The organism is Intrasporangium zincisolvens, assembly GCF_034724055.1.
Classification (GTDB): Bacteria; Actinomycetota; Actinomycetes; order Actinomycetales; family Dermatophilaceae; genus Monashia; species Monashia zincisolvens.
In genome coordinates this window covers 75,886-100,403 of the sequence record NZ_JAWIIL010000013.1, presented here as the reverse complement: position 1 = coordinate 100,403, position 24,518 = coordinate 75,886, and the positions used below count along the sequence as shown (strand labels likewise).

Annotated in this window: 25 protein-coding genes and 1 pseudogene; 6 read left to right on the top strand and 20 right to left on the bottom strand. The window is 71.4% G+C overall.

Annotated elements, in window-relative coordinates:
* Window positions 1–18 precede the first annotated feature (18 nt).
* The 12 genes from gmk to RY076_RS22105 all read right to left on the bottom strand — a co-directional run bounded on the left by gmk (window position 19) and on the right by RY076_RS22105 (window position 13,179).
* Window positions 19–636, bottom strand: coding sequence for a guanylate kinase (gene gmk, locus RY076_RS22160; protein WP_323101852.1), 618 nt, complete (start codon window positions 634–636; stop codon window positions 19–21).
* Complete coding sequence (gene mihF, locus RY076_RS22155) at window positions 636–953, bottom strand: integration host factor, actinobacterial type (RefSeq protein ID WP_323101849.1); 318 nt, start codon at window positions 951–953, stop codon at window positions 636–638. The genes gmk and mihF overlap by 1 nt, the downstream gene beginning before the upstream one ends.
* A gap of 143 nt (window positions 954–1,096) precedes the next feature.
* On the bottom strand, window positions 1,097–1,486 hold the full coding sequence (locus tag RY076_RS22150) for a hypothetical protein (RefSeq protein ID WP_323101848.1): 390 nt from the start codon (window positions 1,484–1,486) through the stop codon (window positions 1,097–1,099).
* Window positions 1,487–1,554: 68 nt separating this feature from the next.
* On the bottom strand, window positions 1,555–2,397 hold the full coding sequence (gene pyrF, locus RY076_RS22145) for an orotidine-5'-phosphate decarboxylase (RefSeq protein ID WP_323101845.1): 843 nt from the start codon (window positions 2,395–2,397) through the stop codon (window positions 1,555–1,557).
* Window positions 2,398–2,441: 44 nt separating this feature from the next.
* Window positions 2,442–3,338: a dihydroorotate dehydrogenase gene (locus RY076_RS22140; protein ID WP_413785818.1), complete on the bottom strand. Its 897-nt coding sequence runs from the start codon at window positions 3,336–3,338 to the stop codon at window positions 2,442–2,444.
* Between the two features lie 110 nt (window positions 3,339–3,448).
* Window positions 3,449–4,351 carry a dihydroorotate dehydrogenase electron transfer subunit gene (locus tag RY076_RS22135; RefSeq protein ID WP_323101843.1) on the bottom strand — a complete coding sequence of 301 codons (903 nt, stop codon included), beginning with the start codon at window positions 4,349–4,351 and terminating at the stop codon, window positions 3,449–3,451.
* Window positions 4,348–7,755, bottom strand: a complete 3,408-nt coding sequence (carB, locus tag RY076_RS22130) for a carbamoyl-phosphate synthase large subunit (protein ID WP_323101841.1) — start codon at window positions 7,753–7,755, stop codon at window positions 4,348–4,350. The genes RY076_RS22135 and carB overlap by 4 nt, the downstream gene beginning before the upstream one ends.
* A gap of 2 nt (window positions 7,756–7,757) precedes the next feature.
* Complete coding sequence (gene carA / locus RY076_RS22125) at window positions 7,758–9,020, bottom strand: glutamine-hydrolyzing carbamoyl-phosphate synthase small subunit (RefSeq protein WP_323101911.1); 1,263 nt, start codon at window positions 9,018–9,020, stop codon at window positions 7,758–7,760.
* Between the two features lie 20 nt (window positions 9,021–9,040).
* Window positions 9,041–10,384, bottom strand: coding sequence for a dihydroorotase (locus tag RY076_RS22120; protein WP_323101840.1), 1,344 nt, complete (start codon window positions 10,382–10,384; stop codon window positions 9,041–9,043).
* The gene (locus RY076_RS22115; protein WP_323101839.1) at window positions 10,381–11,382 is read right to left on the bottom strand and encodes an aspartate carbamoyltransferase catalytic subunit; all 1,002 of its coding nucleotides are present in this window, start codon (window positions 11,380–11,382) and stop codon (window positions 10,381–10,383) included. Before RY076_RS22115 ends, RY076_RS22120 begins: the two co-directional genes overlap by 4 nt.
* Window positions 11,379–11,969 (bottom strand): bifunctional pyr operon transcriptional regulator/uracil phosphoribosyltransferase PyrR, encoded by a 591-nt coding sequence (gene pyrR, locus RY076_RS22110; RefSeq protein ID WP_413785816.1) that lies wholly within the window; start codon window positions 11,967–11,969, stop codon window positions 11,379–11,381. Before pyrR ends, RY076_RS22115 begins: the two co-directional genes overlap by 4 nt.
* Window positions 11,970–12,033: 64 nt before the next feature.
* Window positions 12,034–13,179 carry an SLAC1 family transporter gene (locus RY076_RS22105; protein ID WP_323101836.1) on the bottom strand — a complete coding sequence of 382 codons (1,146 nt, stop codon included), beginning with the start codon at window positions 13,177–13,179 and terminating at the stop codon, window positions 12,034–12,036.
* 92 nt (window positions 13,180–13,271) lie between these two features.
* On the opposite strand from RY076_RS22105, the gene RY076_RS22100 reads away from it, so the two are divergent.
* Window positions 13,272–14,177: a LysR family transcriptional regulator gene (locus RY076_RS22100; protein ID WP_323101835.1), complete on the top strand. Its 906-nt coding sequence runs from the start codon at window positions 13,272–13,274 to the stop codon at window positions 14,175–14,177.
* 24 nt (window positions 14,178–14,201) lie between these two features.
* Here the strand turns inward: RY076_RS22100 and RY076_RS22095 are convergent, their stop codons facing one another.
* Together RY076_RS22095 and RY076_RS22090 are read right to left on the bottom strand one after the other, a co-directional pair.
* Window positions 14,202–15,101: a hypothetical protein gene (locus RY076_RS22095; protein ID WP_323101834.1), complete on the bottom strand. Its 900-nt coding sequence runs from the start codon at window positions 15,099–15,101 to the stop codon at window positions 14,202–14,204.
* Window positions 15,102–15,211: 110 nt separating this feature from the next.
* On the bottom strand, window positions 15,212–15,886 hold the full coding sequence (locus RY076_RS22090) for a hypothetical protein (protein WP_323101832.1): 675 nt from the start codon (window positions 15,884–15,886) through the stop codon (window positions 15,212–15,214).
* A gap of 162 nt (window positions 15,887–16,048) precedes the next feature.
* Here RY076_RS22090 and RY076_RS22085 point away from each other — a divergent pair, with 162 nt between their 5' ends.
* Window positions 16,049–16,576 carry a hypothetical protein gene (locus RY076_RS22085; protein WP_323101830.1) on the top strand — a complete coding sequence of 176 codons (528 nt, stop codon included), beginning with the start codon at window positions 16,049–16,051 and terminating at the stop codon, window positions 16,574–16,576.
* A gap of 124 nt (window positions 16,577–16,700) precedes the next feature.
* On the opposite strand, the gene RY076_RS22080 is transcribed toward RY076_RS22085, so the two are convergent.
* Together RY076_RS22080 and RY076_RS22075 are read right to left on the bottom strand one after the other, a co-directional pair.
* Complete coding sequence (locus RY076_RS22080) at window positions 16,701–17,030, bottom strand: hypothetical protein (protein ID WP_323101829.1); 330 nt, start codon at window positions 17,028–17,030, stop codon at window positions 16,701–16,703.
* A 91-nt stretch (window positions 17,031–17,121) separates the two neighbouring features.
* Window positions 17,122–17,355 carry a hypothetical protein gene (locus RY076_RS22075; protein WP_323101827.1) on the bottom strand — a complete coding sequence of 78 codons (234 nt, stop codon included), beginning with the start codon at window positions 17,353–17,355 and terminating at the stop codon, window positions 17,122–17,124.
* A gap of 843 nt (window positions 17,356–18,198) precedes the next feature.
* On the opposite strand from RY076_RS22075, the gene RY076_RS22070 reads away from it, so the two are divergent.
* Complete coding sequence (locus RY076_RS22070) at window positions 18,199–18,327, top strand: hypothetical protein (protein ID WP_323101825.1); 129 nt, start codon at window positions 18,199–18,201, stop codon at window positions 18,325–18,327.
* A gap of 12 nt (window positions 18,328–18,339) precedes the next feature.
* Window positions 18,340–18,642, top strand: a pseudogene (locus RY076_RS23705) (ester cyclase); the annotation flags it as partial.
* On the opposite strand, the gene RY076_RS22065 reads toward RY076_RS23705, so the two are convergent.
* Window positions 18,597–18,821, bottom strand: a complete 225-nt coding sequence (locus tag RY076_RS22065; protein ID WP_323101823.1) for a hypothetical protein — start codon at window positions 18,819–18,821, stop codon at window positions 18,597–18,599. The pseudogene RY076_RS23705 and the gene RY076_RS22065 sit on opposite strands and share 46 nt — an antisense overlap.
* A 614-nt stretch (window positions 18,822–19,435) precedes the next feature.
* On the opposite strand from RY076_RS22065, the gene RY076_RS22060 reads away from it, so the two are divergent.
* Together RY076_RS22060 and RY076_RS22055 are read left to right on the top strand one after the other, a co-directional pair.
* The gene (locus tag RY076_RS22060) at window positions 19,436–19,909 is read left to right on the top strand and encodes a hypothetical protein (RefSeq protein ID WP_323101821.1); all 474 of its coding nucleotides are present in this window, start codon (window positions 19,436–19,438) and stop codon (window positions 19,907–19,909) included.
* Between the two features lie 64 nt (window positions 19,910–19,973).
* The gene (locus RY076_RS22055; protein ID WP_323101818.1) at window positions 19,974–20,324 is read left to right on the top strand and encodes a DUF2750 domain-containing protein; all 351 of its coding nucleotides are present in this window, start codon (window positions 19,974–19,976) and stop codon (window positions 20,322–20,324) included.
* 50 nt (window positions 20,325–20,374) lie between these two features.
* On the opposite strand, the gene RY076_RS22050 is transcribed toward RY076_RS22055, so the two are convergent.
* From RY076_RS22050 to RY076_RS22040, 3 genes are all read right to left on the bottom strand, one after another.
* Complete coding sequence (locus RY076_RS22050) at window positions 20,375–20,815, bottom strand: NUDIX hydrolase (RefSeq protein ID WP_323101816.1); 441 nt, start codon at window positions 20,813–20,815, stop codon at window positions 20,375–20,377.
* A gap of 454 nt (window positions 20,816–21,269) precedes the next feature.
* The gene (locus RY076_RS22045) at window positions 21,270–23,291 is read right to left on the bottom strand and encodes an alpha/beta-hydrolase family protein (RefSeq protein WP_323101813.1); all 2,022 of its coding nucleotides are present in this window, start codon (window positions 23,289–23,291) and stop codon (window positions 21,270–21,272) included.
* 303 nt (window positions 23,292–23,594) lie between these two features.
* Window positions 23,595–24,515, bottom strand: a complete 921-nt coding sequence (locus RY076_RS22040) for a tyrosine-type recombinase/integrase (protein ID WP_323101811.1) — start codon at window positions 24,513–24,515, stop codon at window positions 23,595–23,597.
* Window positions 24,516–24,518 lie beyond the last annotated feature (3 nt).

The following is a 24,518-nucleotide window of genomic DNA, read 5'->3' as shown; positions in this document are numbered from 1 at the left end:
GCACGCGAGGGTCGGGGCTCACCGTTCGGCGGGCCCCGATCTCATCAATGATACGAGTTCCTCGCTCGCACGACGAACGTCGTCGTTGACGATGACCTCGTCGAACTCGGACTGGGCGGCCAGCTCGGCCCGCGCGGTGGTGAGGCGCCGCTCGCGTTCGGCCTCGTCCTCGGTGCCGCGGCCGACGAGCCGGCGCACCAGCTCGTCCCAGCTCGGGGGTGCGAGGAAGACGAAGAGCGCGTCGGGCCAGGTCTCGCGCACCTGGCGCGCGCCCTGCAGGTCGATCTCCAGGAGGGCGTCGCGGCCCTCGCGGATGGCCCGCTCGACGGGTCCGCGCGGCGTGCCGTACTTGGCGACGCCGTGCACGACCGCGTACTCGAGGAACTCCCCCGCCGCGACGAGCCGGTCGAACTCGGTGTCGTCGACGAAGTGGTAGTGCACGCCGTCGACCTCGCCGGGTCGCGGCTTGCGGGTGGTCATCGAGACCGAGAACCAGACGCCGGGGAAGTACGTGCGCACGTACGCCGCGATGGTGCCCTTGCCGACGGCCGTGGGCCCGGCGAGGACGGTCAGGCGACCGATCCGACGCGTGGCTGCCGAGGCGGCGAGGTCGGCGTCGGCAGTGACTCCGTCCATCACTGCTTCTCGAAGCGCTTGAGCAGCGCCGCGACCTGGTTGGCGCCGAGGCCACGGACGCGTCGCGACTCGGCGATGCCGACCTCGGCCATGATCGCCTTGGCGCGGACCCGGCCGACGCCCGGCATCGACTCGAGCAGCTCGGTGACCTTCATCTTGCCGATGACCGCGTCGGCCTTGCCGTCCTCGAGCACCTCGGCGAGCGAGCCGCTGGAGTACTTGAGGCGGTTCTTGACCGCAGCCCGTTCCCGTCGCGCGGCCGCGGCCTTCTCGAGGGCTGCAGCCCGTTGCTCGGGGGTGAGCGGTGGAAGCGCCACGGTGTCCGGTCTCCTGCCTGCGCGCGGGTGACGCATCCTGCGCCCCCGTCGTTCTCGTGTCTCCGCCCGAACCTAGCGATCCGCCGGGGCGCGCCGCAACGCGGGGCCCTGCCCGACGACGCCGGGCGGCGGCGCCGGGAGCGTCACCGCGACAGGTCGACGCCGCACGTCGCGCGCGCGTGCGTCTCGACCTTCTTGGCGGTGGCCTGGTAGCCGGCCATCTGCTGCGTCAGGCCCTTGAGATCGGGGTCGTCGGCGGCGAACTTCTGGAAGAAGGTCCGCAGCGTCGTCCACTCGCCGCGGACGTCGTCGGGGGCGGCGACCTCGATGGTGCGCACGCTGGCCACGAAGCGCGTCGCGGCGCCACGGTCGGCCAGGGAGGCCCCGGCCGACGTCCACTGCGACTGGGCGGCGCGCAGCGCGTCGCAGTACGCGGTCGTGTCGGACCCACCACCGCACCCTGCGAGCGGGAGCGCCCCGAGGAGCAGGCACACCGCCGCAACGGCCGGGGTGGAGGGGCGGACGCGACGCATGGCCCCACCGTAGGTGCTGACCGTCCCGGCGTCCCGCGCCTGGCGCAACGCCACGACGGTGCCGCCGGTCAGGGGACGAGCGAGGCCGCGACCTCGCGGGCCCGGGCCGCCAGACGGCTCGGCTCGGGACCCGCGGACAGCACCTCACGGCTGGACGCGGCGAGTACCTGTCCGCGGGCCGGACCGAAGGTGCGGGCGAGGCTCTCCACGCTGCCGCCCTGGGCGCCGACGCCCGGTGCGAGCACGGGCGTCGCGGCCCCCACGAGGTCGAGGCCGAGGTCGGCGACCGCCGAGCCCACGGTGGCGCCGACGACGAGCCCGACGTGGCCGAGCTCACCCCGGGCGGCGGCGGACGCGTTGTCGGCTGCCGCCCCCGCGACGACGGACGCCGCGACGGACCGGTCGTCACGGACCGCGTGCTGGACGCTCGCGCCCTCGGGGTTGGAGGTGAGCGCCAGGACGAACAGGCCTCGGCCGGTCTGCTCGGCGAGGTCGATGGCCGGGCGCAGCGACTCGTAGCCGAGGTACGGGCTGACGGTGAGCGCGTCGGGCGGGGCGACGGCGTCCCTGCCGAGGTAGGCCTCGGCGTAGGCGGCCATCGTCGAGCCGATGTCGCCGCGCTTGGCGTCGAGGACGGTGAGCGTCTCGGCCTCGCGCAGCTCGGTGAGGACGCGCTCGAGGACCGCGATGCCGCGGCTGCCGAACACCTCGAAGAAGGCCGACTGCGGCTTGACCGCGGCGACGCGACCGGCGAAGGCCTCGACGCACGTCAGGGCGAAGCGTTCGAGCCCCGCGAGGTCGTAGGTCAGGCCCCACGCCTCGACGAGGGCGCGGTGCGGGTCGATGCCCGCGCAGAGCGGCCCGCGCTCGTCCATTGCGGCGCGCAGGCGGGCGCCGAAGCCGGTGGTCATCGTCGGTCTCCGTTTCGTGGGTGGGCTCGGTGCTGTCGGGATCGTCAGCGGCCGTGGGCGGCGCCGACGGCGTCCTCGAACCGGTCGAAGCCCAAGCCGCCGAGCAGCTCGGCGAGCTCGTGGAGCACCCGCACCGGCGCCTTGGGGTCGTTGAAGGTCACGGTGCCCACCTGGATCGCGCTCGCGCCGGCGGCGACGAGCTCGAGGGCGTCGCGACCGGTGCGCACGCCGCCGACGCCGATGATCGGCACCGTCGGCATGCGCCCCTCGAGCATCGCCTGGCGCACCTGCCAGACGGCCCGCACGGCGACGGGCCGGATGCCGGGGCCGGACAGGCCGCCGGTGACGCCGCCGAGGTGCGGGCGCATCCGGTCGGTGTCGATGGCCATGCCGAGCAGGGTGTTGATCATCGTCAGGCCGTCGGCGCCGGCCTTGACGCACGCCGCGGCGATCGCCGTGATGTCGGTGACGTCGGGACTCAGCTTGGCGAAGACCGGGATGTCACGGGGCAGCTGCTCGCGCACGAGCGCGATGACCTTCGCCGACGCGAGCGGGTCGCAGGCGAAGACGAGGCCGCGGTTGGCGACGTTCGGGCAGGAGATGTTCACCTCGACGCCGACGACCGCCTCGAAGGCGCGGCTCGCGCGGAGCGTCGCGGCGACGTGCGCGAACTCGGTGCTCGAGCTGCCGGCGATCGAGGGCAGCACGCGGGCCCCGACCGAGTGCAGCCACGGGAGGTCGTCGTCGACGAACGCCTCGATGCCGGGGCCCTGCAGGCCGATCGAGTTGAGCATGCCCGACGGCGTCTCGGCCATGCGCGGCGTGCCTCGGCCGGAGCGCGGCTCGGCCATGACCGACTTCGTCACGAAGGCGCCGAGGTCGGCGACGTCGAAGAAGCGGTGCAGCTCACGGCCGTTGGCCGCGCAGCCCGACGCCGTCATGAGCGGGTTGGGCAGGCGGCGGCCCGCGAGGTCGACGGACAGGTCGACCCTCGGACCGGCGACCTCGCTCCCCCGCGTCTGCTCCGACGCGTCCACGGTGACCTCGACCATCAGTGACCTCCGACCTTGGGTGCGCCGACGCAGTCGTCGGGGACGTGGGCGTGGTTGCCCTCGAAGGCGTCCCAGCGGATGCGGTCCCCGCGGAACACCGGGCCCTCGACGCAGGACCGCGACATCCGGGTGCGGCCGTCGGCGCCGACGACGGGCATGACGCACGTCATGCACACGCCGACGCCGCAGGCCATGGCCTCCTCGACGGCCACCTGCGCGACGGCGCCGTGCGCCGCCGCGACGTCGGTGACCGACCGGAGCATGCCCATCGGGCCGCACGCGTAGACGACGCCGGCCCCGGTGCGCTCGATGACCTCGGGCAGCACGTCGCTGACCCAGCCCTTCCTGCCGGCCGAGCCGTCGTCGGTGGTGACGCTGACGCCGTCGCAGGAGCGTCGGGCCTCGACGACCCCGAAGAGGCGGTCCTCGCTGGCCGCGCCGAGCACCATCTCGACGTGGCAGCCGCGTTCGCGCAGGTCGCGGGCCAGCCAGAACAGCGGCGCGCTGCCGTAGCCGCCGCCGACGAGAACGCACGGCACCGGGTCGGTGGGCAGGGGGAAGGCCTTGCCGAGCGGGCCGACGACGTCGACCGTGTCGTGTGGCTGGCGCTCGACGATCCACCGCGTGCCGGCGCCGACGGCGGACACGACGATCTCGACGGTGCCGCCGTAGGTACCGCTCGGGCTGACCTTGTGGATCGAGAACGACCGCCGCAGCAGGGCGCCCGAGGACTCCCCACCGACGGCGAGGGCGACGAACTGCCCCGGACGGGCCATCTCGGCCACGCCGGGCGCCACGAGCGTCAGGTGCTGGTAGGCCCCGACGCGTCGGGTCGCGATGACCTCGGCGACCTCTTGGGTGACCTTGGCGCGCTGGGCGCGCTCGGTGGCGGCGGCGCTCACGCGTCGGCCCCCACGGTGGTCGGCAGGTCGGCGGTGGTCGTGGCTACGGCGTCCTGCGGGCTCGCCTGTGCCGCAAGGCCGTCCACACCGTCGACGATTCGGGTGCCGCGGCCGTAGAGGTCGAGGTCGCGGGCGTGGTCCTGGAGCGACTTGACCCGCACCTCCTCGGTCAGCCCCGCCTCGATGCCGAGGACCGCGGCTGCGAGGGTCGCGATCGTCGTGATGATCGGCTTGTCGGCGCTCGTCGTGGCCGCCCGGATCGCGTAGCCGTCGGCGCGGGCGTCCTGGCCCGAGGGCGTGTTGACGACCATCTGCACCTCGCCGGCCTGGATGAGGTCGACGATCGAGGGCTCGTTCGGGTCGCCGTCGCCGCGCTCGGTGATCTTGCGCACGAGCGTCGCCTCGATCCCGTTGCGCTTGAGCACCGCCGCCGTGCCGGTCGTCGCGAGGATCGTGAAGCCGAGGTCGACGAGGCGCTTGACCGGGAAGAGCATGGCGCGCTTGTCGCGGTTGGCGACCGACACGAAGATCGCGCCGGAGCGCGGCAGCGCCGAGCCGCCACCCTGCTGGGCCTTGGAGAACGCCGAGCCGAAGTCGACGTCGATGCCCATGACCTCGCCGGTGGAGCGCATCTCCGGGCCGAGGAGGGAGTCGACGGCGATGCCCTCCTTGGTGCGGAACCGCTTGAACGGCAGGACGGCCTCCTTGCACGAGACCGGGGCGTGCGCCGGCATCGAGCCGCCGTCGCCGGTCGGGGGCAGCATGCCCTCCTCGCGCAGCTCGGCGACCGTCGAGCCGAGCATGACCCGGGCCGCGGCGCTCGCGAGCGGGACGCCGGTGGCCTTGGCCACGAAGGGCACGGTGCGCGAGGCGCGCGGGTTGGCCTCGATGACGTAGAGGATGTCCTGGGCCAGGGCGAACTGGACGTTCATGAGCCCGCGGACGCCGATGCCCTCGGCGAGCTGGCGCGTCGCCTCGCGGACCCGGACCAGCTCGGCCTCGCCGAGCGTCGCCGGCGGCAGCGTGCACGAGCTGTCGCCGGAGTGGATGCCGGCCTCCTCGACGTGCTCCATGATCCCGCCGAGGTACATGTCCTCGCCGTCGAAGAGCGCGTCGACGTCGATCTCGATGGCGTCGTCGAGGAAGCGGTCGATGAGCACCGGGTGCTCGGGGCTGGCCTCGGTGGCCTTCTCCACGTAGGTGACGAGCGAGTCGTCGTCGTAGACGATGACCATGCCGCGACCGCCGAGGACGTACGACGGGCGCACGAGCACCGGGTAGCCGATCTCGCGGGCGATCGTCAGGGCCTCGTCGGCGCTGAGGGCTGTGCCGTGCTTCGGCGCGATGAGCCCGGCCTTGGCCAGCACCTGCCCGAAGGCGCCACGGTCCTCGGCGAGGTGGATGGCGTCGGGCGAGGTGCCGACGATCGGCACGCCCTCGTCGGCCAGCGCCTTGGCCAGGCCGAGCGGGGTCTGGCCGCCGAGCTGGACGATGACACCGGCCACCGGGCCGGCCTTGGTCTCGGCGTGGATGACCTCGAGGACGTCCTCGAGGGTCAGCGGCTCGAAGTAGAGGCGGCTGCTCGTGTCGTAGTCGGTCGAGACCGTCTCGGGGTTGCAGTTGACCATGACCGTGTCGAAACCCTTGTCGCGCAAGGAGAACGACGCGTGGACGCACGAGTAGTCGAACTCGACGCCCTGCCCGATGCGGTTGGGGCCCGAGCCGAGGATGATGACGGCCGGGCGCTCGCGCGGCTCGACCTCGGTCTCCTCGTCGTAGGAGGAGTAGTGGTACGGCGTCGTCGCGGCGAACTCCGCGGCGCAGGTGTCGACGGTCTTGTAGACCGGCCGGACGCCGAGGGCGTGGCGGACGCCGCGGACGACGGCCTCGGGCATCCGCCGCAGGCCGGCGACCTGGGCGTCGCTGAAGCCGTGCCGCTTGGCGAGCCGGAGCAGGTCGGGCGTCAGCTCGTCGGCGTCGGCGACCATGGCCGCCACGTCGTTGAGCAGGGCGATCTGGTCGAGGAACCACGGGTCGATGCCCGTCTCCTCGTGCACCCGCTCGACGCTGATGCCACCGCGCAGCGCCTGCTGCACGGCGACGATGCGGCCGTCGGTCGGGACCTTCGCCTCCTCGAGCAGGCGCTCGGCGGCGACGTCGGTCAGCTCGCCGTCCCAGTGGAAGGAGGCGCCCTTCTTCTCCAGCGAGCGCAGCGCCTTCTGCAGGGCCTCGGTGAAGTTGCGGCCGATCGCCATCGCCTCGCCGACCGACTTCATCGTCGTCGTCAGCGTCGGGTCGGCGGCCGGGAACTTCTCGAAGGCGAACCGCGGCACCTTGACGACGACGTAGTCGAGCGTCGGCTCGAAGCTCGCCGGCGTCTCGCGGGTGATGTCGTTGGGCACCTCGTCGAGCGTGTAGCCGATGGCCATCTTCGCGGCGATCTTGGCGATCGGGAAGCCGGTGGCCTTGGAGGCCAGGGCGCTCGAGCGCGAGACGCGCGGGTTCATCTCGATGACGATGATGCGGCCGTCGACCGGGTTGACGGCGAACTGGATGTTGCAGCCACCGGTGTCGACGCCGACCTCGCGGATCACGGCGATGCCGATGTCGCGCAGCCGCTGGTACTCGCGGTCGGTGAGCGTCAGCGCCGGCGCGACGGTGATGGAGTCACCGGTGTGCACGCCCATCGGGTCGAGGTTCTCGATGGAGCAGACGACCACGACGTTGTCGGCGTGGTCGCGCATGACCTCGAGCTCGTACTCCTTCCAGCCGAGGATCGACTCCTCGAGGAGCACCTCGGTGGTCGGGCTGTAGTGCAGGCCCTGGCCGCCGATGCGGCGCAGGTCGGCCTCGTCGTAGGCGAAGCCCGAGCCGAGGCCGCCCATGGTGAACGACGGGCGCACGACGACGGGGTAGCCGAGGTCCTCGGCGCCGGCGAGCAGCTCGTCCATGGTGTGGCAGATGATCGAGCGCGCGGACTCGGCGCCGCAGCGCTCGACGACGCCCTTGAACGCCTCGCGGTCCTCACCGAGGTTGATCGCCTCGACGTTGGCGCCGATGAGCGGGCAGCCGTACTTCTCGAGAACCCCGTTGTCGTGCAAGGAGATCGCGCAGTTGAGGGCCGTCTGGCCACCGAGCGTCGCGAGCACCGCGTCGGGGCGCTCCTTGGCGATGATCGCCTCGACGACCTCGGGGGTGATCGGCTCGACGTACGTCGCGTCGGCGAACTCCGGGTCGGTCATGATCGTCGCCGGGTTGCTGTTGACGAGGATGACGCGGATGCCCTCCTCGCGCAGGACGCGGCAGGCCTGGGTGCCGGAGTAGTCGAACTCGCAGGCCTGGCCGATGACGATCGGGCCGGACCCGATGACGAGGACGCTCTTGATGTCGTCGCGCTTGGGCATGTTCAATTGCTCCCTTCGGTCGCGAGTCCGGCGCTTCGTGTCGTCACGCCTTCCCTCCTCGACTCGCTCGCTTCGCTCGCATCGCTCGTCAGTCCAGGCGTGACGCGCGCCGGACGCTGCTCCATCAGCTCCACGAAACGGTCGAAGAGGTAGGCGGCGTCGTGGGGGCCGGCGGCGGCCTCCGGGTGGTACTGGACGGAGTAGGCCGGCGCGTCGAGCAGCTCGAGGCCCTCGACGACGTCGTCGTTGAGGCACACGTGTGAGACGCGGGCGGCGCCGAACGGGGTGTCGCTGTCACGGTCGAGCGGCGCGTCGACGGCGAAGCCGTGGTTGTGCGCGGTGACCTCGACCTTGCCGGTCGTGCGGTCCATGACCGGCTGGTTGATGCCGCGGTGGCCGTACTTCAGCTTGTACGTGCCGAACCCGAGGGCCCTTCCGAGCAGCTGGTTGCCGAAGCAGATGCCGAAGAACGGGATCCCCGCGCCGAGCACCTGCTTGAGCAGCTCGACCTCACGGTCGGCCGTCGAGGGGTCGCCGGGGCCGTTGGAGAAGAAGACGCCGTCGGGACCGCTCTCCCCCACCGCGCGCACGTCGTCGATGGTCGCCGTGGCGGGCAGCACGTGCACCTCGATGCCGCGCTGCGCCATGAGCTGCGGCGTCATGGCCTTGATGCCGAGGTCGACCGCGGCGACGGTGAAGCGCCTCTCCCCCTGCGCGGGAACGATGTACGGCTCGGCGGTGGTCACCTCGGCCGCGAGCGCCGCGCCCGTCATCTCGGGGCTACGGCGCACCGCGTCGAGCAGGTCGGTGTCGGACGCGTCGGCCGCCGTGCCGCTGAAGATGCCGACGCGCATCGCGCCGCGCTCGCGCAGGTGGCGGGTCAGGGCGCGGGTGTCGATCTCGCAGATGCCGACGACGCCCTGGTCGGCGAGCTCGTCCTCGAGGTCGCGGGTGGAGCGCCAGTTCGACGCGCGGATCGCGGGGTCACGCACGACGTAGCCGGCGACCCAGATGCGGGTGCTCTCGTCGTCCTCGGTGTTGACGCCGGTGTTGCCGACGTGCGGTGCGGTCATGACGATGACCTGGCGGTGGTAGCTCGGGTCGGTGAGGGTCTCCTGGTAGCCGGTCATGCCGGTGGAGAAGACCGCCTCGCCGACCGTCTCGCCGACGGCGCCGTAGGAGGCGCCGCGGAAGGTGCGGCCGTCCTCGAGCACGAGCACGGCGGGCTCGCGCAGGCGCCGGGTGCGTCCCTGCCGAGCCGGCACGGTGAGCGGGGTCGAGGTGGTCACAGGTGGGCTCCAGTCGCGGTCGTCAGGTGTCGTTGCGTGTCTCGGTCGGTGCCCGCGCCGTTGCGGACGTCGTGGGTGACGCGTCCGGCGTGGACCGTCGTGACGACGGCCCCGCGGAACGTGCGTCCGTGCCACGGGTTGTTGCGCGAGCGGCTGCGGCTCGCGGCGGCGTCGACGGTGACCTCGCGGTCGGGGTCGACGAGGGTCAGGTGGGCGGGGGCACCGGCGGCGATGGTCTGCCCCTGGTGGGCCAGGCCGCCGATGCGGGCCGGGTTCGCCGACATGACGCGGGCGACGCCGGCCCAGTCGAGCAGGCCCGAGCGCACCATGACCTCGCTGACGACCGGGAGCGCCGTCTCGAGGCCGAGCATCCCGAACGCCGCGTCGACGAAGGCGTGCTCCTTGTCGTGGCGGGCGTGCGGCGCGTGGTCGGTGGCGACGGCGTCGATGGTGCCGTCGGCGAGGGCCGCTCGCAGCGCCTCGACGTCCTCGGTGGGGCGCAGCGGCGGGTTGACCTTGTAGACGGGGTCGTAGCCGGCGAGCAGGTCGGTGGTCAGGAACAGGTGGTGCGGGGTGACCTCGGCGGTGACGTCGATGCCCTGCGCCTTGGCCCACCGGATGACCTCGACGGTGCCGGCGGTCGACACGTGGGCCACGTGGACCCGCGAGCCGGTGTGCCGGGCCAGCATGACGTCGCGCGCGACGATCGACTCCTCGGCGATGCCGGGCCAGCCGGGCAGGCCGAGCCGCCCGGACACCTCGCCCTCGTGGCAGCACGCGTCGGGGCCGGCGAGGCGCGGGTCCTGGGCGTGCTGGCTCACGACGCCGCCGAACGGCTTGACGTACTCCAGCGCCCGACGCATGACGCGGGCGTCGCTGACGCAGTGGCCGTCGTCGCTGAAGACGCGGACCTTGGCTCGGGAGCGGGCCATGAGGCCGAGCTCGGCGAGCTCGGCACCGGCCAGGCCCTTGGTCACCGCGCCGACCGGCACGACCTCGGTGAGCCCGCAGGCGCGGCCGAGGTCGTGGACGCGCTCGGCGGCCTCCGCGGTGTCGGTGACCGGGCTGGTGTTCGCCATGGCGAAGACCGCGGTGTAGCCGCCGGCGGCAGCCGCGGCCGAGCCGGTGGCGATGGTCTCGGCGTCCTCGCGGCCCGGCTCGCGCAGGTGCACGTGGAGGTCGACGAGGCCGGGCAGGGCGACGAGGCCGTCGGCGTCGAGCACCTCGGTGCCGGCCGGGGTGTCGACGGTGCCGACCTCGCGGACGACGCCGTCGACGACGAGCAGGTCGGCGGCCTCGGCCCCGAGGAGGCGGGCGCCGCGGATCACGAGGCGGGTCATCGGGCGGCTCCTTCGGTGACGGTGACGGAGGCGGCGGGCGCGGGTGTGTCGTCGCCGGCAAGCAGGTGGTATAGGACGGCCATCCGCACTGCGACGCCGGCCGACACCTGGTCGAGGACGACCGACTGCCGCGCGTCGGCGGCCTCGGGCGCGATCTCGAGGCCGCGGTTCATCGGGCCCGGGTGCAGCACGAGGACGTCGGGGTTGCGCGCCACGAGGGTCTCGAGGCGGTCGCGGGTCAGGCCGTAGCCGACGGTGTACTCGCGCGGCGTCGGGAAGTACCCGCCGCTCATCCGCTCGCGCTGGACGCGGAGCATCATGACGGCGTCGACCGGGCCGTGCTCGCCGCGACCGTCGAGGACCTCGTCGAGGTCCCAGCTCGTGGCGAAGCCGTCGGCGGCGCTCCAGGCACCGATGCCGCTCGGCATGAGCGTCGGGGGTGCCACGACGGTGACCTTCGCCCCGAGCGTCTTGAGCGTGATGACGTTGCTGCGGAAGACGCGCGAGTGGGTGAGGTCGCCGACGATCGCGACGTGCTTGCCGTCGAGCTCGCCCATCCGGTGGCGCAGCGTGTACGCGTCGAGGAGCGCCTGCGTCGGGTGCTCGTGGGTGCCGTCGCCCGCGTTGATGACGCTGCACCGCACCCACTGGGCCACCTGGTGGCAGGCGCCGGACGCGTTGTGCCGGATGACGAGCGCGTCGACGGCCATGGCGTCGACGGTCATCGCGGTGTCGCGCAGGCTCTCGCCCTTGGAGGTCGAGGAGCCCTTGGCCGACAGGTTGATCGTGTCGGCCGACATCCACTTACCGGCGATCTCGAACGAGCTGCGGGTGCGGGTCGAGTCCTCGAAGAAGAAGTTGATGACGGTGCGGCCGCGCAGGGTCGGGACCTTCTTGACCTCGCGGCGCTGCAGGTCGTGCATCGAGGCGGCGGTCTCGAGGATGTCCTCGATGTCGCGGCGGCTCAGGTCGGCCGAGGAGATGAGGTGGCGGGTCATCGGGCCTCTCCCCCGCTGATCTTGACGGTGTCCACGCCGTCGACCTCGGCGACGCGCACGTGCACTCGCTCCTCGCGGGAGGTCGGCAGGTTCTTGCCGACGTGGTCGGCGCGGATCGGCAGCTCGCGGTGTCCGCGGTCGACGAGGACGGCGAGGCGCACGGCGCTCGGGCGACCGAGCTCGGAGAGGGCGTCCAGGGCTGCGCGGATGGTGCGACCCGAGTAGAGAACGTCGTCGACGAGGACGACGACGCGGTCGTCGATGCCGCCGTCGGGGATGCGCGAGCGGTGCGCGGTGCGCACCGGGTTGCGGCGCAGGTCGTCGCGGTGCAGCGTGATGTCGAGCTCGCCGACGGGCACCGGCGTGCCCTCGACCTGCTCGATGCAGGCGGCGAGGCGGCGCGCGAGCGGCACTCCGCGAGAGGGGATCCCCAGCAGGACCAGGCGGTCGGCGCCGCGGTTGCGTTCGAGGATCTCGTGACCGATGCGCCGCAGCGCCCGGGAGATGTCGCCCTCGCTCATGACGTCTCTGGCGTCAGGAGGGGTGCTCGGACTGGTTGCAGGCGCGCTCAGGTCAGGGCAGGTCACAGCCGCTGGACCTCCTTCCCCGCCTCACAGGACGGTGGTTAAAGGATGTCTTCGGCCACGGAGTCTAACGCGCCCCGACACCGGTCCCGACATCGCGCCACTCCGTGAGAACCCGGACAACAGGGGCGGCCACGGCACGGACCGACGCGGCGGCGCACAGCGTCCACGTGCCGCAGAGCACGGCGAGCACGACGCCACCCGCGACGACGAGCGACGCGTGCCCGCTCGTGCCGCCGAGGTGGTGCAGCCCGAGCGCCACGGTGCCGACCGGGAAGGTCAGGGCCCACCAGCCAGGAGCGAACGGCATCCGGCGGGCGAACCCGCGGACCGTCACGACGGACGCCCACGCGGCCAGCGGCACGCCACCGGCGAGCACGACGACCCCGTAGACCACGGCCAGAGTGCGCACGTCCGACGCCGCTCCGGGCGTGAGCCAGGGTGCGGATGAGGCCGCGAGCGCCTGCGCCGCGGCGACCGACTGCCCGACGATGCCGAGCGGGATCCAGGCCGATGCCGAGGCCGCGAGCGGCACCGGGGCGACGCGCCAGTGGTGGTGGTAGCCGACCGCGAACACGACGAGCCCGAGCACGAGCGCCACGGGGAAGCAGGCCGCCGACGCGGTGAGCAGCGCGACGGCGGCACCCGGGTGGTCCGCCAGGTGCGGCACGAGAGCGGCACCGACCGTCGCCGAAACCATCGGTGGCACGACCGGCAGACCCCACACGAACGCGGGCTCCCCCGCGGCGCCCCGGACGAGTTCGGCCGTGAAAGCGACCGCAGTGACGAGGCCGAGCACGGTGCCGATCACCCAGAACGCGAGCGCCACGCCGACGAAGAGCTGCCCCGGTAGCACGGCGAGCGTCGCCGACCCGACGGCGAGGACCCCCATCGCGACGGTCCCCCACTGGGCGCGGTCGGACGGGGTCGCCACCGAGGCGCGCAGGTTTGCGGGGCGCCGGACCGCGAATCCGCCGGCGAGGCCCAGCAGGAGCAGCCACGCGAGAGCGAGCAGGACCGTGGCCGGCGTCCGGAGCGGACCGGTCCCACCGTAGGTCTGCAGGAGTGTCGCGAGGATGGCGGTACCCATGACCGACGGGAACCACGCGGGGCCCGCCGGTGGCAGCGCCGGACGTCCGACGCGTCGGACGCGTCGGACGGTCGAGGTGGCGCTGGGTGTCGGGGGGCTGGGCGTGAGCAGGGGTGTCGTCACGGGTCCACCCTCGCCGGCGCGAGGCGTCGGGCGGAAGCGTCCTCGACGCGTGGGGCCACAACGTTGACGTTGTGGCCGCGTAGTCTGGTGGCGTGCCTTCCGACCTGACCCACGTGCCCGAGACCGGCCAGCTGCTCGCCCTGCTCGCCGTCGCGCGCTGCGGCAGCATCTCCGCCGCGGCCGACGAGCTCGGCGTCAGCCAGCAGGCGATGAGCACGCGCGTCCGCGCTGCCGAGCGGGTGCTCGGCGTCGCCGTCTTCACCCGCACCTCGCGCGGCGTGGAGCTCACGGCCCCGGGGCAGCTCGTCGTGACGTGGGCCGGCGACGTCGTCGACGCTGCCCGCGCCCTCGAGCACGGCGTCACCGGCCTGCGCAACGCCGGCGAGAGCGTCCTGCGCGTCGCCGCGAGCAACACGGTGTCCGAGTGCCTCCTGCCCGGTTGGGCAAGCGCGCTGCGCGCCTCGACCACCGGCGTGCGCGTCCAGGTGCTCCCGGGAAACTCCGAGCACGTCGTCGCGGCGGTGACGGCCGGCGAGGTCGACCTCGGGTTCGTCGAGGGACCGACCGTGCCGCGAGGCCTGGCCCGGCGCACCGTCGCCTCCGACGCCCTCGTCGTCGTCGTGCCGCGCGACCACCCGTGGGCTCGGCGACGACGCGGCATCACCGCCGTCGAGCTCGCCGCGACGCCGCTCGTCGTGCGAGAGGCGGGCTCGGGCACGCGGCGCACGTGGGAGCGTGCCGTGCCCGGTCACGCCGCGCCGGCGCTCGAGCTGTCCTCCACCGGCGCGGTCCGCGACGCCGTCGTCACGACCGGCACCCCGGCCGTGCTGTCGGCGCTCGCCGTGCGTGGTGACCTGCGCTCGGGTCGGCTCGTCGCCGTGCCCGTCGTCGACCTGACGATGCCACGCTCGATCCGTGCCGTGTGGAACCCGAGCCAGCGCCCGAGCGAGGCGGCCGCCGAGCTGCTCGCCATCGCCGCTGCCACTCGCGAGGCCTGACCCGCTCCCCTGCGCCGAGGGACGTCAGCACGTGGTCGGGAGGGCGTCGCTCGATCCCGGACTGCGGTAGTCCAGCCGGATCCCCTCGCCGCGCGGTACCGCGACGGCACTCCCGTCGGTGCGCGTCCATCCGACGGGCAGGAAGACGTACTGGCCGTCGGTGTTGAGCAGCAGCACCAGCCCCGAGTAGCGGAACGCGTAGGCCGACTGCCCGCCACCGGCGCAGCGCACGACCTGCACGCCGTGCTCGGCCGGGATGCCGAGCGACTTCTCGCTGTACACCACGACCCGAGCACTGCGGTCGAGACCGGCCGCGAGCTGAGCAGCGCGTTCGCGACCGACAGCAGACGAGTAGTCACCTGCGGCCCAGAACGCCGCCAGGGCGACGACGACGGTGAGGCCGGTGACCTCCGCGATACCGGAGGTGCGCGAGTACGAGGGGCGTCGTGGACGGACGGCGTGGGCGGCGTAGCTGAGCAGCGTCACGCCGACGACGAGGCACGCGGGTGCGACCCCGACCCGGTCCGGGAGCAGCCGCACGCCGAGAACGGCGAGCAGCCCGGCGGCCGCGAGCAGGAGCCCGACGACGGCCACGGCCGGAGCGAGCCGACGACGAGTCTCCGGACCGAACCGGCCGCTGCGCCGGACGGCCGGTGCCAACCAGAGCACGGCCAGTGCCAGCATCGCCATCACGACGCCGGGCACGAAGAGACCGTCCTGGCTCACCAGGAGGTAGTCGGTGTTGCTGAACCCGAGGGACGTCGGGTCGATCCCGAACCATCCGAACATGGCCGTGGTGCGCGACCAGCCGAAGTAGACCAGCAGGGCGGTGACGAAGGTGACGGGTGCCACGACCGCGCCGATGACCTTCGTGACCCCGGGCAGCTCGCGCAGCATGCTCGACGGGCCTTCCACGGCCTCCACGGCCTCCCCGGCCGCGTCAACGGACCGTGGCCCGGCCTCCCTCGCCGTGGGCGACGTCGGTGACGTGGGCGGCTTGGGCGGCGTGGGCGGTTCGGCGGGGTGGGGCTCGGTCACGGCCCGGAGCCCAGCCCGCTCGCCGACGTACTCGTCGACCCATCCGTCGCCCCACCCGAAGAGGCACCCGACGAGTCGCCCGTCGACGCGCCACCGGAGGGAGTGTCTGTCGGCCCGTCGGTCGGCTCGGGCGTCCCGTTGTTCGCGGCGTCACACTCGTCCTGGGACTCGGTCAGCACCTTCACGGTCGACCCTCGGGCCGCCGTCGTGCTCGGCGAGTACCCGAGGAGGCAGGCGCCGTCGGAGTATTCGAGGTGCACGCAGAGGACGTCACCGCCGCAGGCGGCGACGAAGGCGCCCTCGATGGCCGAGCGCAGCCCGTCCATCGAGGTGTGCGGATCCGGGATCGTCGGCACGTCGATCGGCGAACCGACAGCGCCCCCGCCGCTGCTGCCATCGCTGGTGCCGTCGCTGGTGCCGTCCGCCCCATCGGTACGGTCGCTGCCACCGCCGCCCGCCGAGCTCGTCTTCCCCGTGGCCTGATCGGTAGACGTCGCAGGCGTCGGCGCGGTGTCCGTGATCACCTCGGACGAGGACTCCGGCGTCGTGTCGGCGGAGGCCACGGACGAGTCCGGGGGGCGCAAGGGCGCGGGAGACCGTTCGCAGGCCGTCAGCGTCGCGACGCCGACCAGCAGTGCGACGACTCCCACCAGAACTTCTCGTCCAGCCATGGTGCGTTCCTCACGACCAGTATTCCCCCAGGATCAGAGCAGCACATCCGATCGGCTGATACGCCGAGCCGGCGGACGCGCGCAGCGTCCTCAGCACGGTGAGCCGGGCACAGCGCGCGGGACCCAAGGCGCTCCGAGCCGGCAGGCGCGGCGGTCGTCCACGTGCTCGTTGCCGTCGAAGCGTCCATGCGCTCTGTCCAGCGACGCGAGCTCGGAGGCCCCCTGACTCCGTGGCACCAGTCAGGAAATGTGTCGCACGACCGGTGGCGCACCGGCCAGTCACCCATCGGCGAGCTGGTGGCCGTTCCGGGGGCCAGTCAGCTCGACCTGGCCGTGTGCCTTCTCGATGTCGACGATCGGTCCGCTCGGAGCGGCTCGAAGCACGCGATCCCGGCAGGTGGTCAAGCAGAGGCCAAGGAGACGTTCAACGGCTGGGCGCGCTGGCACCGCCGCCACGCGAGCGATCCGGCGCACCAGCCGGAGGTCATCACCGAACCGTCAGCACCCGACATGCGTTGGGAACGCTGGCGCTCGTGGACGCGGACGGACCCGCGGTGGAAGGTCACGACCATCGACTCCTCGGAGGATCCGGTCGATGCCACAGCGAGCAAGGTGCGCGACTGGGTGGGGACCGCTCGGGGGCGCCGCGACGACGGTTCGCTGCCCCTTCGTCGCGGCTGGTTGGGCTAGCTACACGCCCTGTTGCATCTCTTGCTTGACCGCAGCCGAGATGGAGTCACGACGCCCGCGTCTATTTGCCGCCGGCGTTGCACGTCGTATGTGCGCGGCATGATCGGGCAAGCGGAGACGCCGACTAGCTGTGCTTGGTGGCCGGTTCATGGACGTACGACACGCGCTTGCCCAACGAGTCGGCGTACGCGATCTCGCGCCGGGTGGCCTCTCCGATGTAGCCACCGGGGTTCACGATCCGCACCTCGTCTGCGAGGTCGATCCGGCGGAGGTGCAGCTCTCCCAACGCGCGGGCGAGGGCAGGGTCGGGCACGGCCACCTCGGTGGCCTCCGGAGCCAGGACGATCGCCAGATCGAGCGTCAGGCGCGTGCGCTCAGCCGCGAACTCCCTGCCGAAGCGCAGGGAACCACACAGACACACGATCCTCGGGCTGACAACCGACACGTCGGGCATGAACACCTTTCAACAGCCGAAGAGCCGGCAGTCTCTCATGAGGGCCTCTGCCGGACGGGCAGAGCGCCCGGATGGGCGCAGCGCTCTGGAGTCAGATGGAAGGAAGTCGGGGCAGGACGAGGAACGTTATCGCCGCGCCCAGTACGGCCAACGCCAAGCCCGTGACCCACGCGATGAACCATCCGCGCTGTTTCGTTCTCACCGACATGACGGGATCCCAGATGGACGTGACGGCGGCGGCACCAAGGAGAAACGTCATCGGCAACACGTAGGTGATGGACACCACGATCGAGCCAACGATCAGGAGTCGCTGCTCGAGCGACAAACGACCCACCATCCTCCCCCTCCCGAAGGCACATGACCAGCCAACCACGAGGCTAGAGCCTGCGAGCCGCACGGGGTCATTCACGTGCTCTGAGCCGTGAACAGCGCTCTTGGGCAGGGGCTCTCGGTGGCATGACCGAATGTTGTGTCCGCAGAGGCTGACCCGTCGGGGCCAATCTGCGGCGATTCAGCCTGATCATGACGGTCGGTGAGCTACTCAGCCTCGGATACGGCGGCGTGGACCCTCTTGACCTGGCGGCCGCCTCTCTCCGTCTTGCTGCCCAGGAACCGCACGCCGAGACGAACGAGGGCGTGCGAGAGGTCTTTCGATCGCTCCCTTGACGCTTGCGAGCACCATCCGTAAACGACGAGTCGGCCAACGGCGCCGGAGTGCAGTGTGTAAGAACCCTCACGCACAAAGCCGTCCGAGGCCAGCCGTCCTCGGCGCGGCATGGTCTGACGTCGGGACCGGAGGCCTGCGGGTTGGCTCAGGTTCGGCCGCGAACCTCCCTGGCAGCGAGCCAGGACTCGAAGCGCCCAGTTGCTGTCGTCAGGTAGCGGTGGACCGCGGCCTCCAACTGCGCGACCTCCTCGCGCAGCCCGAACATCTGGTATTCGGCCCGGCGCTCGGGCGCGCACTCGTGCCCCCCAGTAGCGGTTCGATCCACGGAAGCGCCGCACTCCTGACAGGGCATGAACCGGGAACCGAACATCGCACACCACCTCGTCTCTATGAGCACATACCCGTACTTCAAGCCGAGTTGCACCAGTCTCGGCCCGTTGCCGCCCGGCGGGCCCAGGACTACCTTCGACGGGGTGGGCAGGTGCCAGAGCGGAGGCTCAGATGGCAGACAACGCAACCCTCGCGCGCAGGATTCACGAGGCATGGAACGAGCGAAATTTTGACGAGATCGCCGAGGCGACCGCGCCCGGCGCGACGATCACGATCGTCGGGTCCGGTGACACCTTCTAGGGCGCCGAAGGTTCTCGCGCGTACAACACGATGTGGGCAGATGGGTTCCCGGACGGCAAGGTAACCGTCGACCGGGTGATCGAGTCAGGCAACTACGTAGTCGTGGAGTTCACCGGCCGGGGCACCCACACGGGAACTCTGGCGACCAGCATGGGTGAGATCCCAGCAACCGGGCGGTCCCTGACCTTGCAACTGTGCGATGTCATGGAGTTCAAGGATGGCAAGGTCCAGAGTCAGAAGACGTACTTCGACACCGGATCGCTGATGGCTCAGCTTGGACTCACGTCCGGGCAGACGGCAACACAGCACCAGTAGTCCCAGCAGCACAACCGGCACCGGCCCACCGTGTGGTTCAGCCCGTAGGGGTCGCCGCGCGCAATCCGGTCCCTGCTGTCCTGAAGCCACTCTTGCCAGTGCGTCTCGCCGGCGGGTTGCAGCAAGTCGAAGGCCTCATCGAGGTCGGCGATCAGCGGCGGCAGGCGTCCGGCGTCCACTCGCTCAAGGTGCGGTATGGGGCGAGACCACGCTCCCGCACCACGGCTGAACTCGCGCCCGGCGGCTGATTGGCGTCGTTCGACGGGCGGCATGAGTGGACGGTCCGGCGGCACCGGTGGGACGATGCCTTGTTGGAAGGTGGGCATCACGTCGGGCCCGCCGGCCGAGGGAGGGTCTCATGCCTGGACTCGTGTTCGCCGCTCTATGCCTGGTCGTGCTCCTCGCCCTGGCAATGGCCTACGACCGGCGCCAACGCCACCGGAGGCCCGCCTCTGAAGTCGACGAGCGCCGCGCCCGTGCGGCGCGAGCCCGTAACGGCGGCAACACCGGCGGCCGCTACTCGCCGGGCGATAGCGGACCCTTCATAGATGGCGGACCCTCCTTATAGTGTCGACCGAGCCTTCGGCCGCCCGTTCCAAGCGGAAACGCAAGAGTTGGGTCGCGCGGCGCTCGATCGAGGCCATCCGCGCGACGTGCCCATCGGGGCGGGTCGGACGTCAGTGCGGCGAGCGGCATCAGGGGGCGAGCGTGGCCGCCTGACCGCGGCATGAGCGGATGTGTGAGAGCGTGCGCCTACTGGCCGCAGACAGCCGTGGCTGACAAGATCAGCGCCGTGAGCAGCGAGATCTCGCCAGGGTCAGCGGGTGCGGTCGCCCGGTTGCTGGAAAGGCTCACGAGGTACACCGGTGATGAGCACTCCAGGTACGCAGAGACGACACTTCCCGGCGGCGACGAGTCAGACATCCTGGATGTCCTGATCCAGACCGCCGAGTCGACCTCGATGTTCGCGCTCTGGTACGGCGAAGGCCTGCCGAAGTCGTGTGACGACGACGGGTTTGCCGCCGTCGCACAGTGCGTCCGCGCACCTGACGGCAGCATCATCGCGTGGTACGAGGAAGTGCGAGCCGACGAGAACGACGAACCGTACGAGCGCGTCCGCATCCTCGTCGCTTTCCGGCCCGATGGCCTCGTCGTCACGCTGAACAGGTATGCCAATGCTGGACCGGCAGAGCCCGTCGACCCGTGGGAGTTCGCTTCACTTCAGGCACTCGCCCTCGCGCCGGCATGGGGGAACGCGGCCGGCTGATCGCGCCATGCTCGGTCGGCGGCATGTGCGTGCGTCTCCGAGGCCCCGGCGGCACACTCACCTCATGACCACCTCCGCCGCGCAGGCCGCGGCCTTCTTCGCTGAGGTAGCTGAGTCCGGGCAGGTGTGGACGCTGCGAGACTCAGGGGGACACCCGGCTCCTGAGGCTGACGGTGTGCGAGTGATGCCGTTCTGGTCAAAGGAGAGCCGGGCTGCCCGCATCGTTGATCGCGTCGCCGCTTACGCCGCCTTCGAGATTGTGGCCATCCCCCTCCACGAGTGGCGCGACCGTTGGCTGCCAGGCCTAGAGCGAGACTGTCTGCGTGTTGGGCTGAACTGGGCAGGCGAGCGTGCGACGGGCTATGACCTCGAGCCGGCCGTCGTGATGAGGCGCCTGCTGACGAACGCCGGCTGAGGGCCGAAGGACGCGGGCCAGCTCGGACGGAGAGCGGCAAATGAGTGCTTCTAGTCAGCAGCCACCGCAGCGTAGGCGACATCGACAATGTCAGCTTTGTCCTCGAGCCCCTCAATCCGGTCGAGCGGGACCCACTCGGCGAAGTCCGTGGAGCCGCCGACCTCGATGGTGCCGAGACTGCCTCCGACGATCGTCGCCGAGAACACGATGCGAACGGACTTGTACGGGCGCCCGCCTGGTCCCGAGCCGGCAGCTGTGAAGGAGTGCGCCGATATCGGGGAGCCAACCCGGACCAGGTATCCCGTCTCTTCGAGGACCTCGCGCTCGACCGCCTCGACCATCGACTCCTCGTACTCGACGCCGCCGCCTGGCATGGTCCAACAGGGAGTTCCTCGCCCCTCACCGTTCCACCAGGTCAGCAGGATGCGCTGCTCGTCGTCGACCAGCGCCGCGTAGGCAGCCAGCCGGGTGTCGTATTCGGTGAAATGCACGCGAGAGATCGTCGCATCTTCGCGGGTAAAGCCGCTCCCACGGGGCAGCAGCGTTGGGCCGCTACACGCAATGAGCAGGATGAGCGGAAGGGCCTGTGGGAGGGTCGTTGACGTGGAAGAGGTCCCGAGGGCCGGCGAGTTCGTTCGGTATGTGTGCGCTTTCTGCGGCGAGGCCACCGATGACGACCTGCATTACGCCGGCTGAGCGTGCGGCTCGGTAGCCACGAGATCGTCTAGCGGTTGTTCCGGCAGGGATGGCCGGTAAACGCAAACCCGACAGCCCGCTTCAGGACGACCCCAAGCTTGCCGGCCTGCGCGCCTTGGGCGTCGACATCGTCTGCCCGCCGGCCTTGGTCGCCCTGCCCTGAGCCCAGGGTCCCCCCGAACTGGGCATGCGCGGGTATCTGGCTCCTCACTCGATGCGATCCGACCGGTGCAGCGTGAGTGAGGCCGATCAGCCCTTGAAGATCTGTTCGCGAAGTGACTCGCGCTGCTCCAGCGCCTGCTCGATCCGGTCGAGCTGCTCGTCGGTCGCCGGCAGGTCGAAGACCGCGGAGACGAACCGGGTCAGCTCTGGCCGGTAATCGTGGGCCCACGGCTTATACGCGCCGGGGATCTGTGCGTTCTTCATGTCTACGAGCGTCTGGAAGAACGTCGTGACCGGTCTCCAGCGCAGCCGTGGCGGGATCCCGCGGGGGCTGGCTCCCGGGACCGCCTGCGGCAGCGGCCGGCCGGGTGCGAGCCAGGCGGGCCGGCTGGTCAATAGGTCCAGCCCGAAGCGGGCGACCCCGTCGTTGTCGTGCGTCAACAAGACGTAGCGCAGCTTCGACCGCTGCTCGGCCGGCATGGCAGTGAACTGCTTGAAGTCGTTGACGACCGTCACGAGTGAGGGGTCCACGTCGGGCCGCGGCTCGCCGGTGACCTGGTGCATCCAACCGGACCCGTACGGCGTCCCGATCCACAGGGCCCGCTCGAGGCCGAGGGCCTGCGGGCCGAGGGTGCCCCAGTGCAGGAGCACGTCCTGGCTCGTGTGGGCGCCGAGGCTCTCGCCGAAGAGGACGACCCGCGGACCGCCGCCGTTGAGCTCACGAAGGCGGGCGCTCAGCCGCAGCCACAACAACCGGTTCTGCTCGCGGGCCTGCTTGACCTTCATGAGCGACAGGGGCGAGGGCCGCTTCGAGTACTGCATGGTCACCATGGCGATGTCGCCGCGGGTGAGGTAGGTGGCGGCGGCGCTGGCGCAGTAGTTGACGTAGCCGCTGCCGGTCGGCGAGATGAGCATGAGCACGGACCGGTCCCACGCCCCGGTTCGGTCCAGCTCGGCGAGCGCGAGCTCGACCCGTTCCGCCGCCGTCGGTGCGGTGTCCAGGCCCACGTACACCTGCACCGGCTCCGCCACCGCCGGCTCGCCCATGACGGCGGGGATGGTGAAGTCGCCGACGTCGGCCGGGCGGTCGGCCGGCGGCCGGGTCCGCACGGACAGCAGCGTGTGGCGTCGCCCCTCCCGGCCCAGGCTCGACCACGGCACGAGGCTCTCGGACGAACCGCTCACGGTCGGCTCCACCCAGCGCCGGCCCCCTTCAGGGTCATCGAAGAAGGGGTCGATCCCGGAGGCGCCCGCCTCCACCTTTGTCATAGCGCGCTGCCATAGCACGTTGACGCCGGCCACGACGCCAGTGAGGCAGAGGGCGTGACCGGAGAGGCGGTACAAAGCCGGCGGGCCCGGAAGCCGTTCTGACAGAGCCTCACCCGCCTGCTCGGCAAGCCACATCTCCCCGTATGCCGCACCCGTGAGACCCCCGGCGAGTACCACACCCAGGGCGGCCGAGCGGAGCCGCTCCAGCCCCTCCTCGTCCTGCCCGGTGTACGGCAGGTCCCGGACGTCGCGACGCTGGCGGCGAAGGATCGCTCCACCCACAGCCAATCCGACGGGGATCGCCACCGGGACCCGCGCGAGGCGGCCGTTCGCATCGACGGCGTCGTCGACGGCGATGAGACCTGCCCGGGCGGTGCCCAGCACGGCTCCGCTGATCCCGGTGGCCATGAGCCGCCAGCCCACCTGCCGGATGCCGCCCCGGAGGATGGCCTCGTTCGGACGCCGCGACACGAACCGGAAGAGGCCGTACCCCACAGGGACAGCGAGCAGGTCGAGGGCCAGAATGGCCAGGGCCTGCTTCCGGCCCAGGTCGCGACCGGGCAGCAGCGGCGCGACGAGGGCTGCCACCGCGGCGATGGCGTCCTGCGTCGTCGTCGAGAGGCCGTAGTTCAGGGTCGTCGTCAGGCCGGTGATGATGGCCTGGTCCTTCGTCGACCGGGGCACGAGCGAGGGCTCGAACGTGCCAGGCCACGACGCGCTCGCCATGACAAGGCCGGTCTGGGCCGCGGTCGCCAGTGGTTGTGACCAGCCCGTCTCCGTGACGGCCTGGCTCACGATCTCCTCGAACGTCCGCATCATCGGCTCCCGCAGACCTGCCACGGGCTCCAACAGCACCGTGGCGCGTCCTCACGGTAACCGCCTCGGGGTCGGGCGTCCGTGGAGCGCGCGCATTTCACACCCTCCGGGTGAGCCTCCCGGCTCGCCGTTCACCGTCCTGTTTAGCGTTGAGCGTCCCGGAGCGTTGGAGGGGGAAGATCGGGTTCGACCGTACAGGCACTCGAAGCGGCCGAGGCCAAGATCGTAAACCTGCAGAACGCCCTCACCACCGCGCGCACCATCGGCGTCGTCATTCCGCAACGACCGCGTCCGGTTCTGTGCGCGCTCATCGGCAGGACCGGTCGCTCAGGTGCCGGAGGCCATGTAGGCGGCGAGGATGTAGTTGGGGTGGCGGTCCAGGTTGTTGCGGGCGCGGTCGTAGCGCATGGTGGTGCGCGGGTCGGCATGTCGGGCGGCGATCTGTACGTCGCGTAGGTCGACGCCGGCGTCGAGCATGGTCGTTACGAACGTGTGTCGCAGCATGTGGGGGTGCATGCGTTCCGTGTGAACGCCGCCTGCTTGGGCGAGGCGGCGCAGGCGTCGGGTGGCGCAGTGTCGGTCCATTCGGGTGCCGCGGCTGGTGCGCAGGATGGGGCCGGAGTTCCGGCCGTCGATGGCGCGGTCGATCGCGCGAGCCACGGCTGGCGGCAGCGGGGTGAGGACGACTTTGTCGCCTTTGCCGTGGACGCGTAGGACGCGGTGGCCGTGTTCTTCGCCGAGGTCTTCGATGTCGGCGCCGCAGGCTTCGAAGATGCGCAGTCCGAGCAGGCCCAGCATCGTCACGAGGGCGAAGTCGTTCGCGTTGGCCGACGTGCGGGCGGTGGCGAGCATGGCTTCGAACTGCAGATGGGTCAGGCCGAGGGTGGGTGACTCGGTGGGCACGTTTGGGCGGCGGACGTGTTCGGCGGGCGAGCGGGTCAGGACGGCGTCGATGACGCACGTCCGGTAGAACCCGGCCACGACGGCGATGCGTCGGCTGACGGTGGAGGGCTTGTAGCGGCGGGCTTCCTGCATCCAGCGGATGTACAGCTCGAGGTGGGGCCGTTGCGCGGCGAGCGGCTCAAGGTTATGGCTGCGGCACCAGGTCAGGTAGACGCGCAGGTCGCATTCGGTGTGCAGACGTGATTGCCCTTTGAACCGGGCCAGGTATGCCGCTACCGCCCGTCGGAGTGTGTCGGGCTCAGGTGGCAGCGGCGTCGGAACCAGGACGTTTTCGTGGGTGCTCATCTA